Raw genomic sequence first — 16,045 nt, forward strand, 5'->3', positions numbered from 1 at the left:
TCACTTTCACGGCCCCATTCCTTGCCGTCATCGACCGTGGCGGTGTGCACATTGTCGCCGCTGATGTAGCGGTTCATCAGGGTCAGGCCCGGCACGCCGACGGCGGCGAAGTTGAAGTCATGGCGCACTTGCCAGGATTTTTCCTTGGCGTTGTCGTAGCTGGAGTTGTAGCTGTCGTTCGCCAGGGTGCCGCCGCTGGTGCCGTTGACGCGCATCCAGGCGTCGTCGCCGCCGACTTTCTGTAGGCCAACGTAGAAGGTGTTGCCGCCGTATTTGGCCGAGAGCATGGCGAACGCGGTTTTGTTGTCCAGGTCTCCGGCCAACGCGCTGCCATTTTCCTTGCCGGTGAAGTAACCGAGGTTGGCACCCAGGGTCCAGTCGCCCATGGGCTGGCTGTGGGTCAGGTTGAAGTACTGCTGTTGGTAGATGTCGGACAGTTCCGCGTACCAGACGCCGACCTGAGTGCGTTTCTCGTTGAAGGCGTATTCGCCGCCGCCGAAGTTGAAACGGTCGGAGGTGAACGCACCGCGGCCGTTCATCGACATGTCTTCCATGCTCGCGTCGTTACGCGGGCTGTTGCCACGGAACTGGCCGCCGTAGAGGCTCAGGCCGTTGATTTCGGTGGACGTCACCTGGCCGCCACGGAAGGTTTGCGGCAGGGAGCGACCGTCGTCGGAACGCAGGATCGGCAGCACCGGCATCCATTCGCCGACCTTCAGTTCAGTCTTCGAGACCTTGGCCTTGAGGGCCACGCCGAGGCGACCGAAGTCATCTGCGGGGCGACCGTCGTCATGCACCGGCAATAGGGAGGTGTTCGCAGTGCCACGGCCGCCGTCGAGCTTGACCGAGTAGATCCCCAGCACATCCACGCCGAAACCGACTGTGCCCTGGGTGAAACCGGACTTGGCGTCGAGGATGAAACTCTGGGTCCATTCTTCGGCTTTGCCTTGGGCGTTGTTCGGGTTGGTGAAGTTGCGGTTGATGTAGAAATTGCGCAGGTTCAGCGTGGCCTTGGCGTCTTCGACAAAGCCCGATTCCGCGGCCAGGACGGGTAGGGCGGTGCTGGTCAGGGCGACGGCGATGAGGCTGGGGAACAGGTGCTGTTTGGGCTTCATGGGCGTTGTCTCTATTTTTTGTGGACGAAGCGAGTTGCTGCCGCACTTTTGAGGTGCTGGCGGTACGGGGTAGCCAGGGGCGTCAGGGCGATCGGAATCAGCCGGGTGGGGCGGGGCGTCGGGGCATGGCGTCGAACCTGTTGTTATTGGTTTTGTGCCAGCGATGGTGAAGGGCGGCCCGGGATCGGTTCAATTGCCGTTTGCGGGTTTTGGGCGATTATCGAACGGCAAAACGACTGATTGGATGGACGCATTCCACTGTGGGAGCGAGCTTGCTCGCGATGGCGGCCTGACAGCCGGCCGGGATGTTGTTGACTGAGTACATATCCATTGCTGCGGTAACGGCTGCTTAGGGTTCCGCCCTGACGGCGGGTCACTTTTGAGAAGCGCAAAAGTAACCAAAACGCTTCTGCCCCACCACTTGGTGCCTCGCCTAGGCTCGGCATGCCCTCACTCCGGCATTGCTCCGTGGGCCGCCGCGAAGGGCCATCCATGGCCCAGCGCGGCTAACCCGGCATCCATGCCGGGTTGCCCACTGCACAATGCCTGCGTTCGGCCATCGTGGTTAACGGGGCGCCGAGATCAACGTCCGCTCCGAGGCGGCCTGGTAGCCGACCTGGCTCTCCCGGTCGTACTCCGATCCAATTGTGTGGGAGCCGGCTTGCTCGCGAAGGCGGCCTGACAGTCGACCGGGTTCTGGCAGCTGTACTTCGACCCAACTGTGGGAGCGAGCCTGCTCGCGAAGGCGGCCTGACAACCGACCTAGCGCTTGCGGCTGTACTTCAATCCAAGTGTGGGAGCGAGCTTGCTCGCGAAGGCGGTATCACAGTCGGTGGAGATGTTGAATTTGCCGGCCTCTTCGCGAGCAAGCTCGCTCCCACAGGAGGAACGCAGTACCCATCAAGAACCAGGTCGGCTACTAGGCCGCCTCGCGGTGGACGTTGATCTCGGGCGCCCCGTTAACCACGATGGCCCTTCGCGGCGGCCCACGGAGCAATGCCGGAGTGCGGGCATGCCGAGCCTAGGCGAGGCACCGAGTGGTGGGGCAGAAGCGCTTTGGTTACTTTCGCGCTTTTCGAAAGTGACTCGCCGTCAGGGCGAAACCCTAAGTAGCCGTTACCACGAAAACGGATATGTACCCAGTCAACAAGAGCAAAGCCAGCTGACAGGCCGCCATCGCGAGCAAGCTCGCTCCCACAAGATTTGTGGCCGGTCTGACAGACGCGCCGACTTTTCCGACGAGGTTTTAAGGTTGCTGCTCGGAAGCGGTAAATCTAGCCTGTTCAGGTCGCTGTCAACTCAGCGACCGGGACTGCAAGCCCGCCGAATTCGTTAGGCGCCAGCGCCCGGACCCAATGTCTCGGGCTCCAATTGATGCAGGAGCGCCGTTATGAAAAAACATCATCCATCTTCGCCATCAGAGAGCACCTTCCCCTACAACGACCCCGATTCAGAAAAGCTCCAAGAGGCCGCAGACCGAGCACTCGATTACCATCCAGGCACCCACGCTGATCCCAAGCCAAAAACCTCAACTCAAGTTTTCACCGTCATCGATACCCTCGACATCGAGTGCCTGCTAGCAAATCTCAGCGAAACCCTGGCCTCGGCCCGTGCCATGGTCAACGACCTGGCGTTCGATCTGGAAGGCTCGCGGCGGCATGTCGCGCTCGGCGTGGCGCAGATGATTGACTTGAGTGAGTTGTTGGCCAATCGAGCGCTGGATATCGTCGACCCGCGTTAACCCAGTCGTTGTTAAAGCGCACACAAAAAAAGCCCACCTTTCGGTGGGCTTCGTGTTTCAGTCTTCAGGCATCAAATCAGAACAATTTCATCTTCGGTGCTTCTTCTTTCACCGGTTCGTTCTTGCCCGTCTCGGCATTCCAACCACCGCCCAGTGCCTTGTACAGATTGACCTCACTGGTCAGTTGCGCAAGGCGGTCGGTGATCAGCGATTGTTGCGCGCTGAACAACTGGCGTTGGGCATCGAGGAAGGTCAGGTTGCTGTCGACGCCGATGCGGTAGCGACGCTCGGCCAGGCGGTAGTAGTCCTGGTTGGCGGCAACGAAGTCAGTCTGGGCCTGCAACTGTTCGTTGTAGGTCTGACGCGCGGCCAGGCCATCGGAGACTTCCTGGAACGCGGTCTGAATCGACTTCTCATACTGCGCGACATTGATGTCTTTCTGAATCTTCGCGTAGTCAAGACTTGCCCGCAGGCTGCCGGCGTTGAAGATCGGCAGGTTGATTTGCGGCGCGAAGGTCCAGGTGCCCGAACCGCCCTTGAACAGGCCGGACAGGTCCGGGCTCAAGGTGCCGGCGTTGGCCGTCAGGCTGATGCTCGGGAAGAACGCGGCCCGCGCGGCGCCGATGTTGGCGTTGGCGGCCAGCAGGTTGCGTTCGGCCTGGAGGATGTCCGGACGACGTTGCAGCAGGTCTGACGGCAGCCCGGCCGGCACTTCGCTGAGCAGATCATCGCTCAACGGCTGCGAGTTCAGGTTGGCCGGCAGGCCGGTGCCCAGCAGCAGGGTCAGGCTGTTTTCGTCCTGGGCGACCTGGCGGGTGTAGCGGGCCAGTTGCACACGGGCGTTTTCCACGGCGGTGCGGGCCTGGCTCAGGTCCAGGGCCGAGGCCACGCCGACTTCGGCACTGCGCGAGGTCAGCTTGAAGCTTTGCTCGTAGGCGCCGAGGGTTTCCTGGGTCAGCTTGAGCAGTTCCTTGTCGGCCTGCCAAGTCAGGTAGGCATTGGCGACGTTGGCAACCAGGCTGATCTGGGTGCTGCGCCGGGCTTCTTCAGTGGCGAAGTAGCTTTGCAGCGCTTGCTCGCTCAGGCTGCGAACCCGACCGAACAGGTCCAGTTCATAGGCGCTGATGCCCAAGGTCGCCGAGTAGGAGCTGCTGATCGCCGCTTCACCGGTTTGCGAAGCCCGTGCCGGTACCCGCTGGCGGCTGCCGGAGCCGGTGGCCGAGACCGCCGGGAACAGGTCCGCGCGCTGGATGCGGTATTGCGCGGCATAGGCATCGATGTTCAGCGCCGCGACGCGCAGGTCGCGGTTGTTTTCCAGGGCGACCTGGATCAGCTGTTGCAACGCCGGGTCATGGAAAAACTGCTTCCAGCCTTGCTCGGCGGCCGCCTGGCCGGGTGCATTGGCCGCCTCGTAGGCCGGCCCTTGTGGGTATTGCGCCGCGACCGGTGCTTCGGGCCGCTGATAGTCGGGGATCAGCGAGCAACCGCTGAGCACGACGGCGGCGATGGTCAGGGAGAGTAGCGACTTGCTCATTGGCCAGCCTCTTTGGAAGTTTCAGGAGTGTTGTCCTGGTCGATATTTTTGCGACGACCCATCGACGACACAGTCACGAAGAACAATGGCACCCAGAAGATCGCCAGGATGGTCGCGGTCAACATACCGCCGATCACACCGGTACCGATGGCGTGCTGGCTGCCCGAACCGGCACCCGTGGAAATTGCCAACGGAACCACACCGAGGACGAACGCCAGGGACGTCATGATGATCGGCCGCAGACGCATCCTACAGGCTTCGATGGCGGCTTCCACCAGGGTTCGACCCTGTTCGTGGAGTTCCTTGGCGAATTCCACGATCAGAATGGCGTTTTTCGCCGCCAGGCCGATGGTGGTCAGCAAGCCCACCTGGAAGTACACGTCGTTGGACAGGCCGCGCAGGCTGGTCGCCATCAGGGCCCCGATGATCCCCAGGGGCACCACGAGCATGACCGCGATCGGAATCGACCAACTTTCATACAGCGCCGCCAGGCACAGGAACACCATCAGCAGCGACAAGGCGTACAGCGCTGGCGCCTGGGAACCCGATAGACGTTCCTCGTAGGACAGGCCCGTCCAGGAAATACCCACGCCGGCCGGCAGCTTCTTGGCGATGGCTTCGACTTCGGCCATGGCTTCACCGGTGGAATAACCCGGGGCCGGGGTGCCAAGGATTTCCATCGCTTCCACGCCGTTGTAACGCGCCAGTTTCGGCGAGCCGTAGACCCACTCACCTTTGGCGAACGCCGTGAACGGCACCATGGTTCCGGCGCTGTTGCGCACGTACCACTTCTGCAGGTCTTCGGGGCTCATGCGCGCGTTCGGCTGGCCCTGGACGTACACCCGTTTCACCCGACCACGGTCGATGAAGTCGTTCACATAGCTACTGCCCAGCGCAATCGACAGGGTGCTGTTGATGTCCGAGAGGGTAATACCCAGGGCACTGGCCTTCTCGTCATCGATTTCCAACTGGTATTGCGGTTCATCGTTCAGGCCGTTCGGACGCACCTGAGCCAGTATCTTGCTTTGGGCCGCCATGCCCAGGAACTGGTTACGGGCTTCCATCAACTTGTCGTGGCCGATGCCGGCGCGGTCCTGCAGGAACACGTCGAAGCCGGTGGCGTTACCCAGTTCCATCACCGCTGGCGGTGCGAAGGCGAACACCATCGCGTCGCGGAAGCTGAAGAAGTGTTGTTGGGCGCGGCCAGCGATCTTGAACACGGTGTTATCAGCGTTACGCTCTTCCCACGGCTTGAGCATGATGAACGCCAGGCCGGAGCTCTGGCCGCGACCGGCAAAGTTGAAGCCGGTCACGGTGAACACCGAGGCCACGCCATCGCCTTCGCCGCCGTCCTTGCTCGGACGCAGCAGGAACTCACGCATCTTGTCCACCACCACCTGGGTACGCTCGGCGCTGGAACCGGCCGGTGTCTGTACCTGGGCAAACAGCACGCCCTGGTCTTCTTCCGGCAAGAACGCCGTCGGGATGCGGGTGAACAGCCAGACCATGCCAACCACGATGATGATGTAGGCCAGCAGGTACGGGGCCTTGTGTTTGAGCATGTTGCCCACGCCCCGTTCGTAGCTCCTGACGCCACGATCGAAGGTGCGGTTGAACCAACCGAAGAAGCCGCGTTTCGGTGTGCCGTGCTCACCCTTGGGGATTGGCTTGAGCATGGTGGCGCACAGGGCCGGGGTGAAAATCAGGGCCACCAGGACCGACAGGGCCATGGCCGAGACGATGGTGATGGAGAACTGCTTGTAGATCACACCGGTGGAGCCGCCGAAGAACGCCATCGGCAGCAATACCGCCGAGAGCACCAGGGCGATACCCACCAGGGCGCCCTGGATCTGGCCCATGGATTTCTTGGTGGCTTCCTTGGGCGACAGGCCTTCTTCGCTCATCACCCGTTCGACGTTTTCCACCACGACGATGGCGTCGTCAACCAGCAAGCCGATGGCCAGCACCATGCCGAACATGGTCAGGGTGTTGATGCTGAAGCCGAACGCCGCGAGGATCCCGAAGGTGCCGAGCAGTACCACGGGTACCGTCATTGTGGTGATGATGGTGGCGCGGAAGTTCTGCAAGAACAGGAACATCACCAGGAATACCAGTACGACCGCCTCGACCAGGGTTTCAACCACACCCTTGATCGATTCGCTCACCACCGGCGTGGTGTCGTAGGGGAACACCACTTCCAGACCTTGCGGGAAGAACGGCTTGAGATTTTCCACGGTCTGGCGCAGGGCCTTGGCCGTGTCGAGGGCGTTGGCGCCAGTCGCCAGTCGTACCGCAAGGCCGGAGGCCGGGGCACCGTTGAACTGAGCGTTGATGCTGTAGTTCTCACCACCCAGGGCCACATCGGCCACGTCGCCGACGCGCACTTGCGAGCCGTCCGGGTTGACCTTGAGCAGGATCGCCTTGAATTGCTCGGCGGTCTGCAGGCGGGTCTTGCCGATGATGGTGGCGTTCAGTTGCTGGCCGGGCATGGCCGGCAGGCCGCCGAGCTGGCCGGAGGCGATCTGGACGTTTTGCGCGGAAATGGCCGTGCTCACATCCACCGGAGTCAGGTTGAAGTTGTTCAGCTTGGCCGGGTCGAGCCAGATCCGCATCGCGTATTGGGCACCGAAGACCTGGAAGTCACCGACACCGGCGGTGCGCGAGATCGGGTCCTGCATGTTGGACACGATGTAGTTGGACAGGTCTTCCCGGGTCATGCTGCCGTCGCGCGACACCACGCCGATCACCATCAGGAAGTTTCTCACTGACTTGGTCACGCGGATGCCCTGTTGCTGCACTTCTTGCGGCAACAGCGGGGTGGCCAGGTTCAGCTTGTTCTGGACCTGGACCTGCGCGGTGTCGGAGTTGGTGCCTTGCTCGAAGGTCGCGGTGATGGTCATGCTGCCATCGGAGTTGCTTTCCGAGGACACATAACGCAGGTTGTCGATGCCGTTGAGCTGCTGCTCGATGACCTGCACCACGGTGTCCTGCACGGTTTGCGCGGACGCGCCCGGGTAGGTCACCTGGATCGCAATGGCCGGCGGCGCAATGCTCGGGTACTGGTTGATCGGCAACTTGAGGATCGATAGAGCCCCGACCAGCATGATCACCAGGGCGATCACCCAGGCGAAAATCGGACGGTCGATAAAAAATTTCGACATGGTTTACTCCCCTTTGCCGCCGGCAGCTTTATCAGTTGCCTGTGCGGGGACCGGGTTCTTGGTACCAACGTTGGTGGCTTCGGTGGCTTTGACTTCCACGCCAGGGCGTACGAACTGCAACCCTTCGGTGATCACGCGATCGCCGGCCTTGAGCCCGTCTTCGATCAACCACTGGTTACCGACAGTGCGGCTGGCCTTGAGCTGACGCAGTTCGACCTTGTTGTCCGGGCCAACCACCAGTGCGGTCGGTGCGCCCTTGAGGTCGCGGGTCACGCCTTGTTGCGGTGCCAGGATCGCGGCGCTGTTCACACCGGCCTGCAATTGCGCGTGGACGAACATGCCCGGCAGCAGAGTGTGGTCAGGGTTGGGGAACACGGCGCGCAGGGTCACGGAACCGGTGGTCTGGTCGACCGACACTTCAGAGAATTCCAGTTTGCCTTCGTGCGGATACTGGCTGCCGTCTTCCAGGGTCAGCTTGACCATGGCGGCGTTGTCGCCGGCCTTCTGCAGGCGGCCGCTTTCCAGTTCGCGGCGCAGTTGCAGCAGCTCGACCGAACTCTGCGTTACGTCGACATAGATCGGGTCCAGTTGCTGGATGGTTGCCAGGGCATCGGCCTGGCCGTTGCTCACCAGCGCACCCTCGGTCACCGAGGAGCGACCGATACGACCGGAAATCGGCGCATAGACCTTGGTGTAGCGCACATTGATCTGGGCGGTCTGCAGGTTGGCTTCCGACTCCAGGCGATTGGCCACGGCGGTGTCGTATTCCTGACGGCTTACCGCCTGTTCGTCCACCAATTGCTTGTAGCGGTCGGCAATCGACTTGGTGGAACGCAGGTTCGCCTCGGCGCTCTTGAGGGTCGCTTCATAGACAGCCGGATCGATCTGATACAACTGCTGGCCGGCCTTGACGTCGGCGCCTTCCTTGAACAAACGCTTGAGAATGATGCCGTTGACCTGTGGCCGTACTTCTGCGACGCGGAACGCGCTGGTACGCCCCGGCAATTCCGAGGTCAGGGTAAAGGGCTGGGTCTTGAGGGTTACAACGCCGACCTGAGGAGGGGGAGGAGCAGGTGCAGCCTCTTCCTTTTTGCATCCGCTAAGCAGCGATGCCAGGGCGATGGCGGTAACCAGAGCAGTAACAGCTGGCTTGAATTGCATGGAAATCCTCGGGTCCAGGCGCGCAACGGGCGCACTCGAAAAGTGGAAGGGTGAGAAAGCAGCATTAATTCAATTAGTAGGATGCTAAGAAATATACTTACGTACATGGTTGTTTGTAAACAGCCAAATTGCGTAATATCCGGATTTACAAAAGCCTGACAAAGGCCAGCGTAGATCGGGGACGCGTTCCAAGAGACGTCGCCTCATATTTTGTTCCGCTGATTCTTACGCATTGCTGACGCATTGCTGACGCATTGCTGACCGCATCCTGATTGAGGTGTTTACTGCCATGGTCCGTCGTACCAAAGAGGAAGCCCAGGAGACTCGCAGCCAGATCCTCGAAGCGGCCGAAAAGGCCTTTTTCGAGCGTGGCGTGGCGCGTACGACCCTGGCCGACATCGCGACACTGGCCGGTGTAACGCGCGGTGCCATCTATTGGCATTTCAGCAACAAGGCGGACCTGCTCCAGGCCATGCTCGATACCTTGCACGAGCCGCTCGATGAGTTGGCCCGTGCCAGTGAGAGTGAAGAGGAGCTTGACCCGTTGGGCTGTATTCGCAAGCTGTTGGTCCGATTGTTCCAGCAAGTGGCCCTGGACCCGAAAACCCGACGCATTAATGAGATCCTGTTCCATAAGTGCGAATTCACCGATGAAATGTGCGATTTGCGCCAGCAGCGACGCGAGGTCAGCCTCGACTGCAATGTGCGCATCGCCCTGTCGTTGCGCAATGCGATGAAACGCGGCCAGTTGCCGGATGATCTGGACCCCGAAAGGGCGGCAGTTGCCATTCATGCCTACATCGATGGCATTTTGTACCAGTGGTTGCTGGCCCCCGACAGCTTCGCCCTGGCGGATGAGGCCGCACGCTGGGTGGAGATCGGGCTGGACATGCTGCACCTGAGCCCTAGCCTGCGCAAATGAAACAAAATGCGTAATTGCGTCGCTTTGTGTCAATACGAGCGCGTAAGGGTGCTTTTATAAACCGACACTGGCGCGGTTGATAGGCAATCGGCGGCGAATTTTGTAGGAAATTTGTTTCGCGCGGGTGAATGCGCGGGAAGAGCCCGGTCGACAAGGTCTTCCGAACGGGCGGCCAGGCGGCCCAGGCGAAGCTGTAATACTGTTCTTAAGAAAACTATGAACCTGTGGCGAGGGAGTGGCCGCCGCGTCTTCGACGCTGCGCTGTCGCGCAGGGAACTAGAGCGACATCCACGAGATATCTGTTTTTGATCGTTCCCACGCTCTGCGTGGGAATGCATCCCGTGACGCTCTGCGTCACCTTCCAGAAGCGGAACGCGGAGCGTCCCTGGCGACATTCCCACGCAGGAGCGTGGGAACGATCAATAGGTATTTTCAGCCTTAAAAATCACATGGTTGCAATTTGTTCCATGAGAGCTTGCTCCCGCTTGAGTGCGAAGCGCTCAGAAGAAAGGGCTGCTACGCAGCCCAGCGGGAGCAAGCTCCCTCGCCACAAGGATTCAGACAAGCCTTAAGTGAACAGCATTACGGGCGAGACCGAATTAGTTCAGCTCAGCGTGAGTTCCACGGTAAAACCATAGGGCTCTTCACTGGCTGTGCGAGTGATTCGTGTCGTGCATTGGATCGGGTTCGTTCCAATAGAGGTCAGTGTGTGGGTCCGGACGGGTGTCAGCGTCGGTGAAATAACACCGAAGGATGTATTGACGCGCAAACCGAAGTCAAAGCGAAAGCCAAACTCTTCATCGCCGAACACCATGGAGTGTTTGAACATGTCCTTACTGCGACTGCCCAGGCGCCGGCTATAAGCGAGGTCGAACTTCCAGGCCTGGATATCCCAGGGAAGAATCTGTGTGGCGTGTTGCTCGTCGGCATTCAACTGCAGCGAGTGTCCGCCGATTTCAAAATCCAAGTCGGTATGGTTGATCAACTTTACGATGACGCGGGTGCGGCTTGGGTTGATGCGCTCCTGTTCCCAGGCTTTAACCTGCTTGTTGGCCTTGTCATTCAGGTTCGCTTTCTCTATCAGCGCCGTGAGCATCGGCATATATTCTTGCGTGTCGAGTGATTTGAGGAACTGGTACAACACGGCCAACGGTGCCCAACTGAATTGAGAGGCGATGAGTTCATAAATGCGATCGCCGGTCTGTTGGTTGTTTTCAGGGGTAGCGTTCATTTGAAATCCTTTTCAAAAATAGTGACTGCAAGCAGACAAGACGGTTTGTCTTGTCGGTGGCGATAGTATGGAAAGTTAGAGGGGGTTTAGAAGTTTGGATGTTTGACTGGATATTTAGCGCACCTAAAAAAGCCCTGGCTCTTTTGAGGCAGGGCTTTTGTTTTTTATGACTTACATCACTGGATAATCGATATAACCCACCGGACCTTTAGCATAGAAGGTTTCCGGATGCGCCTCGTTCAACGGTGCATCGGCTTTCAAGCGTGCCGGCAGGTCCGGGTTGGCAATGAACGGCACACCAAACGCCACGGCATCGGCCTTGCCTTCGGCCAGCCAGGCGTTGGCGCTCTCTTTGGTAAAACGTTCGTTGGCGATGTACGGGCCGCCGAAAGCCTGCTTGAGTTGTGGGCCGATGCTGTCGTCGCCTTCCTTCTCACGGGAGCAGATGAAGGCGATGCCACGCTTGCCCAGTTCGCGAGCCACGTAGCTGAAGGTTTCCAGGCGGTTTTCGTCACCCATGTCATGGGAGTCGGCGCGTGGAGCCAGGTGCACGCCAACCCGACCGGCGCCCCAGACTTCGATGGCCGCGTCGGTCACTTCCAGCAGCAGGCGGGCACGGTTTTCCAGGGAGCCGCCGTATTGGTCGGTACGCTGGTTGGTGCTGCTCTGCAGAAACTGGTCGAGCAGATAACCGTTGGCGCCGTGGATTTCCACGCCGTCGAAACCGGCGGCCTTGGCATTCTCGGCACCGACGCGGTAAGCGTCGATGATGTCGGCGATTTCAGCGGTTTCCAGAGCGCGTGGGGTTGGGTAGTCGGCCAGTGGGCGTACCAGGCTCACGTGGCCCTTGGGCTGGATCGCGCTGGGCGCCACCGGGGTTTCGCCGTTCAGGTATGACGGATGGGAGATCCGGCCCACGTGCCACAGTTGCAGGAAGATCTTGCCGCCGGCGCCGTGGATCGCCTTGGTGATGTTGGCCCAGCCGCGGACCTGGTCGTTGGACCAGATGCCCGGGGTGTCCGGGTAGCCGACGCCCATCGGCGTGACGGAGGTCGCTTCACTGAGGATCAGGCCAGCGGAGGCGCGTTGCACGTAGTACTCGGCCATCAACGCGTTGGGCACGCGACCGGCGTCGGCACGGCAGCGGGTAAGCGGGGCCATGATGATGCGGTTCTTCAGCTCGATGTCGCCGAGTTTGATGGGGTCGAAAATAGTCGCCATGAAAATACAACCTCGAAAGTGGAAGGGTTAACAGTTAATGAGTTGCCGGGGCCAGGTCGGCGTTGCCGCCCTGGCGGAAAGTGATGAGGGTGACCAACAGCGCCAGCACGGCCAGCGCGCCGGCGGCCAGGGGAACGGAGGTCAGGCCCAGGCCATGGTCGATGACACTGCCGCCGACCCAGGCGCCCAGGGCGTTGCCGACGTTGAAGGCGCCGATGTTCAGGGTGGACACCAGGTTGGGGGCCTCTTTGCCGAAGGTCACCACGTTGACTTGCAGGGCCGGCACGGCGGCGAAGCAGGCGGTGGCCCAGAGGAACAGGGTGATTTCACTGGGGATCAGCGCCACGCTGGTCCAGCTCAGTACGGTGGACACCACGGCCATGGTGAGGAAGACGCCCATCAGCGTGTTTGCCAGGCTCTTGTCCGCCAGCTTGCCTCCGATGATGTTGCCCAGGGTCAGGCCCAGGCCGATCAGCACCAGGGTCCAGGTCACGCCACGGGGCGATACGCCGGTCACTTCTCCCAACAGCGGCGCGACGTAGGTGAACAGGGTGAACACCGACGCGGAGAACAGCGCGGTCATGCTCAGGGACAGCCACAGGCCGGCGCCTTTGAGTGCTATCAGTTCCGAACGCATGTCGAGTTTTTCTTCATCGCGCTTGGCCGGCAGGAAGCGGATCAGGCCGATCAGTGCCACCACGCCAATGACGGTCACGGCCCAGAAGGTCGAGCGCCAGCCGGCTTCCTGGCCCAGGGCGGTACCCAGCGGCACGCCGAGTACGTTGGCCAGGGTCAGGCCGGTGAACATCAGGGCCACGGCCGAGGCGCGCTTGTTGGGCGCCACCAGGCCGGCGGCCACCACCGAACCGATACCGAAGAACGCGCCGTGGCACAGGGCCGTGACCACCCGGGCAAACATCAGCACGTTGTAGTCGCTGGCGATGGCGCAGAGCAGGTTGCCGACGATGAAAATCCCCATCAACGCCACCAGGGCGGCCTTGCGCGGCAGCCGGGCGGTGGCCAGGGCCATGAACGGAGCGCCGATGGCCACGCCCAGGGCGTAGCCGGTCACCAGCCAGCCGGCGCCGGGAATCGACACGCCCAGGTCGGCCGCCACGTCGGGCAAAAGGCCCATGATGACGAACTCGGTGGTGCCGATGGCGAAGGCGCTCAGGGCCAGGATCAGGAGTGAGAGGGGCATGATGGGTCCTTGTCGGGTCAGAGCTCTTGGCTCATTTGCTTGAGGAACTGCTGGATCACTTCCTCGTTGCGTTTGAAGAAGTGCCATTGACCGACCTTCTGGCTGGTGATCAGCCCCGCCCGTTGCAACACCGCCAAGTGCGCAGACACCGTGGATTGCGACAGGCCGCAACGCTGGTCGATCTGCCCGGCGCAAATGCCGAACTCGTGGTTGTGCAGTTGGTCGGGGAACTGGACCTTGGGGTCTTTGAGCCAGTTGAGGATGTCTCGCCGTACTGGGTGCGCCAGGGCTTTTATTATTTCGTCGAGGTCGAGGGTCATGGGTAGCAAGCTCGGGGGTGAGTAAAACGCTATATCGCGATGGAGCGAACCTTAAATCGTTACTTCGCGATATACCAATATGGATTTGATCTGAATGCCGAACAAATCGCTATATCGGGTTATAACGATATTGACGTGGGGGTGCTAAGCTGCGGGCCATGAACTATCTCGCACACCTGCACCTCGGCGGCTCTGGCCGGGAACAACTGCTCGGCAGCCTCTACGGCGACTTCGTCAAGGGACCGCTGCAAGGGCTCTACGACCCGCGGATCGAAGCGGCGATCGCCCTGCATCGACGCATCGACATGTACACCGACCGTCATCCCCTGGTGGACATCGCCCTGTCGCGTTTTTCCACGGTGCGACGGCGTTACGCCGGGATCGTGCTCGACGTGTTTTTCGACCACTGCCTGGCCCGGGACTGGACGTTGTACGGTGAAGAGCCGCTGCTGGATTTCACGTCACGGGTGTACCAGGTGCTCGGCACAGAACCGCAGTTGCCAGGACGCCTGGCGCACATCGCCCCGTACATGGCCGCGGATGATTGGCTGGGGTCTTATCAGGAGTTCGAGGTGCTGGGGCAGGTACTGCGCGGTATTTCCCGTCGCCTGTCCCGACCTGAGGAACTGGCCGGGGCGATGCCGGAGCTGGCCAGGCTCTATGAGCCGTTGAGCGAAGACTTTCGGTTGTTTTATCCGCAGTTGCAGGATTTTGCGCTGAGCCAAACCACACCACAAAACTAAATTGTGGGAGCGAGCTTGCTCGCGATAAAGGTGTATCAGCCAGCACATCTGCTGAATGTTATACCGCTATCGCGAGCAAGCTCGCTCCCACAGGGGATCTGCGCAGGGATCCGGGTCAGGCCGCAATCGCCGCAGGCCGCACCGGCGCTTGCTGTTTCTCGGGAATCGCGCCGAACAACGCCTTGTGCACCGCCTGCTGTGCCTGGAAGGCCAGGGCCGCACGTTCCTGGCCGTGGCAGGCAATCGGCTCCAGCAGATGAATGTGCACCTCACCCCGATCATTGGCGAACAGGCGCATCAGGTGCGACAGCAGATCATCATCGCCAATGAACGGCGCCAGCGAATCCGGTTCGCCGTTGCGCAGGTAACGGATCGCCACCGGTTGCAAGGCGACATCGGCGTCGATGGCCGCCGACAGCAAGCGACCGTGGAAGGTGCGCAGGGAGCGGCCGTCGGTGGTGGTCCCTTCGGGGAACATCAGCAGCGGATGGGCCTGCTCCAGATGGCGGCCCATTTGCTTGCGGATCAATTGGCTGTCACCCGAACCGCGTCGGATAAACAGGCTACCGGCCTTGGCGGCCAGCCATCCGGCGACCGGCCAGGTGCGCACTTCAGCCTTGGACAGGAATGACATCGGCGTGAGCATGCCCAGCAACGGGATGTCGGTCCAGGACACATGGTTACTGACCCACAGCATCGGCCGTTGTGGCAGTTGACCGTGGACGGTGACGGAAAAGGGCAGGGCATGGCTCAGCCGAGCCATGAAAAACCGCGACCAGCGCTGGCGACGGACCATCGAGTTGGCGACCCCCAGGCGTTCGAACAGGCCGAACACGCTGGCCATGCTCAGGCCCAGCGTCACCACCAGCAAGACTCGCGCGATACGCGCGTAAATCCGCAGCCGGCTCATTACACCGCTGCCTTGAAGTGGCGGGCATAACGCGGGCAGAGTTCGTCGCGCTTGAGCAGGATGAACACGTCGGCCACCTGGAAGTCCTCGTCCCAGCACGGCTCGCCGCAGATTTTCGCACCCAGGCGCATGTAGGCCTTGAGCAGCGGCGGCATCTCGGCGATGACATTGGACGGCACGTCCAGGGTCGGCAGTGGTTTTTTTGGCACGGCTTGCAGGTGTTCGGTGCACAGGTAGCGTTCGCGCAAGCGTTGCATGATTGCCTGGGCCTGGATGCCGCCATCCTGCATCGGAATGCTCGCGCAGCCCATCAGGTAGCTGTAGCCGCCTTCGTTCAGGACTTCGGCCAGCTCGCCCCAGAGCACCGCGATGGTGCCGCCGTTGCGGTAGGCCGGGTCGACGCAGGTACGGCCGATTTCCAGGATCGGGCCCTTGAGGTGGACCAGGCCGTGGAGGCTGAATTCTTCTTCGCTGTAGAACCGACCCAGGCTGCTGGCGGCTTGGTGGTCGAGCAGGCGAGTGGTCGCCACGAGACGGCCGGTGTTCAGGTCACGTACGCCGATGTGGGCGCAGTGAACATCATAGTCATCCATGTCCAGACCCATTTCCGCGCCTTTGAGCTTGGCGTTGAACTCGCCGCTGAAGACGTTGAAGCGCAGGGCTTGGGCTTCTTGCAAGGCGTGGGCGCCAATCAGGCGTTCGGCTTGCAGGCGGCGTTCATTGCCGGTGTCGCTGATGCGGGCGATCTGAGTCATAGCGAATCTCCGTGCGGGCTGTTCAGTTGC

General features: G+C 61.0%; 13 protein-coding genes. 3 read left to right on the top strand and 10 right to left on the bottom strand.

What is annotated here, in order from left to right:
• The coding region (locus AD659_RS05895) for an OprD family porin (RefSeq protein ID WP_053119218.1) at positions 1–1,115 on the bottom strand (1,115 nt) is incomplete at its 3' end.
• A gap of 1,390 nt (positions 1,116–2,505) precedes the next feature.
• Here AD659_RS05895 and AD659_RS05900 point away from each other — a divergent pair.
• Positions 2,506–2,856: a DUF6124 family protein gene (locus AD659_RS05900; protein ID WP_053119220.1), complete on the top strand. Its 351-nt coding sequence runs from the start codon at positions 2,506–2,508 to the stop codon at positions 2,854–2,856.
• A gap of 76 nt (positions 2,857–2,932) precedes the next feature.
• Here the strand turns inward: AD659_RS05900 and adeC are convergent, their stop codons facing one another.
• Genes adeC through AD659_RS05915 form a run of 3 tightly spaced genes read right to left on the bottom strand, consistent with a single transcriptional unit; the run spans position 2,933 to position 8,712 of the window.
• Complete coding sequence (gene adeC, locus AD659_RS05905) at positions 2,933–4,390, bottom strand: AdeC/AdeK/OprM family multidrug efflux complex outer membrane factor (RefSeq protein WP_053119222.1); 1,458 nt, start codon at positions 4,388–4,390, stop codon at positions 2,933–2,935.
• On the bottom strand, positions 4,387–7,551 hold the full coding sequence (emhB, locus tag AD659_RS05910; RefSeq protein WP_053119224.1) for an efflux RND transporter permease subunit EmhB: 3,165 nt from the start codon (positions 7,549–7,551) through the stop codon (positions 4,387–4,389). Before emhB ends, adeC begins: the two co-directional genes overlap by 4 nt.
• A 3-nt stretch (positions 7,552–7,554) precedes the next feature.
• On the bottom strand, positions 7,555–8,712 hold the full coding sequence (locus AD659_RS05915) for an efflux RND transporter periplasmic adaptor subunit (RefSeq protein ID WP_053119226.1): 1,158 nt from the start codon (positions 8,710–8,712) through the stop codon (positions 7,555–7,557).
• Positions 8,713–9,001: 289 nt separating this feature from the next.
• Here AD659_RS05915 and AD659_RS05920 point away from each other — a divergent pair, with 289 nt between their 5' ends.
• Positions 9,002–9,634, top strand: a complete 633-nt coding sequence (locus AD659_RS05920) for a TetR family transcriptional regulator (RefSeq protein WP_053119228.1) — start codon at positions 9,002–9,004, stop codon at positions 9,632–9,634.
• 604 nt (positions 9,635–10,238) lie between these two features.
• On the opposite strand, the gene AD659_RS05925 is transcribed toward AD659_RS05920, so the two are convergent.
• The 4 genes from AD659_RS05925 to AD659_RS05940 form a co-directional block, all read right to left on the bottom strand.
• Entirely contained in the window at positions 10,239–10,865 is a 627-nt protein-coding gene (locus AD659_RS05925; RefSeq protein ID WP_053119230.1) for a hypothetical protein, read from the bottom strand.
• Positions 10,866–11,036: 171 nt separating this feature from the next.
• A complete protein-coding gene (locus AD659_RS05930) occupies positions 11,037–12,086 on the bottom strand; it encodes an alkene reductase (protein ID WP_053119232.1) in 1,050 nt (349 codons plus the stop codon).
• A 34-nt stretch (positions 12,087–12,120) separates the two neighbouring features.
• The gene (locus tag AD659_RS05935) at positions 12,121–13,287 is read right to left on the bottom strand and encodes an MFS transporter (RefSeq protein ID WP_053119234.1); all 1,167 of its coding nucleotides are present in this window, start codon (positions 13,285–13,287) and stop codon (positions 12,121–12,123) included.
• A gap of 17 nt (positions 13,288–13,304) precedes the next feature.
• Complete coding sequence (locus AD659_RS05940) at positions 13,305–13,607, bottom strand: ArsR/SmtB family transcription factor (RefSeq protein ID WP_053119236.1); 303 nt, start codon at positions 13,605–13,607, stop codon at positions 13,305–13,307.
• 158 nt (positions 13,608–13,765) lie between these two features.
• On the opposite strand from AD659_RS05940, the gene AD659_RS05945 reads away from it, so the two are divergent.
• Positions 13,766–14,350, top strand: a complete 585-nt coding sequence (locus AD659_RS05945; RefSeq protein WP_053119238.1) for an acyl carrier protein phosphodiesterase — start codon at positions 13,766–13,768, stop codon at positions 14,348–14,350.
• A gap of 115 nt (positions 14,351–14,465) precedes the next feature.
• Here AD659_RS05945 and AD659_RS05950 read toward each other — a convergent pair whose 3' ends face one another.
• Both AD659_RS05950 and olsB read right to left on the bottom strand, forming a co-directional pair.
• Positions 14,466–15,260: a lysophospholipid acyltransferase family protein gene (locus AD659_RS05950; protein WP_053119240.1), complete on the bottom strand. Its 795-nt coding sequence runs from the start codon at positions 15,258–15,260 to the stop codon at positions 14,466–14,468.
• The gene (gene olsB / locus AD659_RS05955) at positions 15,260–16,015 is read right to left on the bottom strand and encodes an L-ornithine N(alpha)-acyltransferase (protein ID WP_053119242.1); all 756 of its coding nucleotides are present in this window, start codon (positions 16,013–16,015) and stop codon (positions 15,260–15,262) included. The genes AD659_RS05950 and olsB overlap by 1 nt, the downstream gene beginning before the upstream one ends.
• Positions 16,016–16,045: the final 30 nt, after the last annotated feature.

The sequence above is a fragment of the Pseudomonas thivervalensis genome (genome assembly GCF_001269655.1).
GTDB classification, from domain to species: Bacteria; Pseudomonadota; Gammaproteobacteria; order Pseudomonadales; family Pseudomonadaceae; genus Aquipseudomonas; species Aquipseudomonas thivervalensis.

Bases quoted from the DNA above. Each gene is read 5' to 3' on its own strand.
- AD659_RS05900 (WP_053119220.1), top strand. From the start codon at position 2,506: ATGAAAAAACATCATCCATCTTCGCCATCAGAGAGCACCTTCCCCTAC.
- adeC (WP_053119222.1), bottom strand. From the start codon at position 4,390: ATGAGCAAGTCGCTACTCTCCCTGACCATCGCCGCCGTCGTGCTCAGC.
- emhB (WP_053119224.1), bottom strand. From the start codon at position 7,551: ATGTCGAAATTTTTTATCGACCGTCCGATTTTCGCCTGGGTGATCGCC.
- AD659_RS05915 (WP_053119226.1), bottom strand. From the start codon at position 8,712: ATGCAATTCAAGCCAGCTGTTACTGCTCTGGTTACCGCCATCGCCCTG.
- AD659_RS05920 (WP_053119228.1), top strand. From the start codon at position 9,002: ATGGTCCGTCGTACCAAAGAGGAAGCCCAGGAGACTCGCAGCCAGATC.
- AD659_RS05925 (WP_053119230.1), bottom strand. From the start codon at position 10,865: ATGAACGCTACCCCTGAAAACAACCAACAGACCGGCGATCGCATTTAT.
- AD659_RS05930 (WP_053119232.1), bottom strand. From the start codon at position 12,086: ATGGCGACTATTTTCGACCCCATCAAACTCGGCGACATCGAGCTGAAG.
- AD659_RS05935 (WP_053119234.1), bottom strand. From the start codon at position 13,287: ATGCCCCTCTCACTCCTGATCCTGGCCCTGAGCGCCTTCGCCATCGGC.
- AD659_RS05940 (WP_053119236.1), bottom strand. From the start codon at position 13,607: ATGACCCTCGACCTCGACGAAATAATAAAAGCCCTGGCGCACCCAGTA.
- AD659_RS05945 (WP_053119238.1), top strand. From the start codon at position 13,766: ATGAACTATCTCGCACACCTGCACCTCGGCGGCTCTGGCCGGGAACAA.
- AD659_RS05950 (WP_053119240.1), bottom strand. From the start codon at position 15,260: ATGAGCCGGCTGCGGATTTACGCGCGTATCGCGCGAGTCTTGCTGGTG.
- olsB (WP_053119242.1), bottom strand. From the start codon at position 16,015: ATGACTCAGATCGCCCGCATCAGCGACACCGGCAATGAACGCCGCCTG.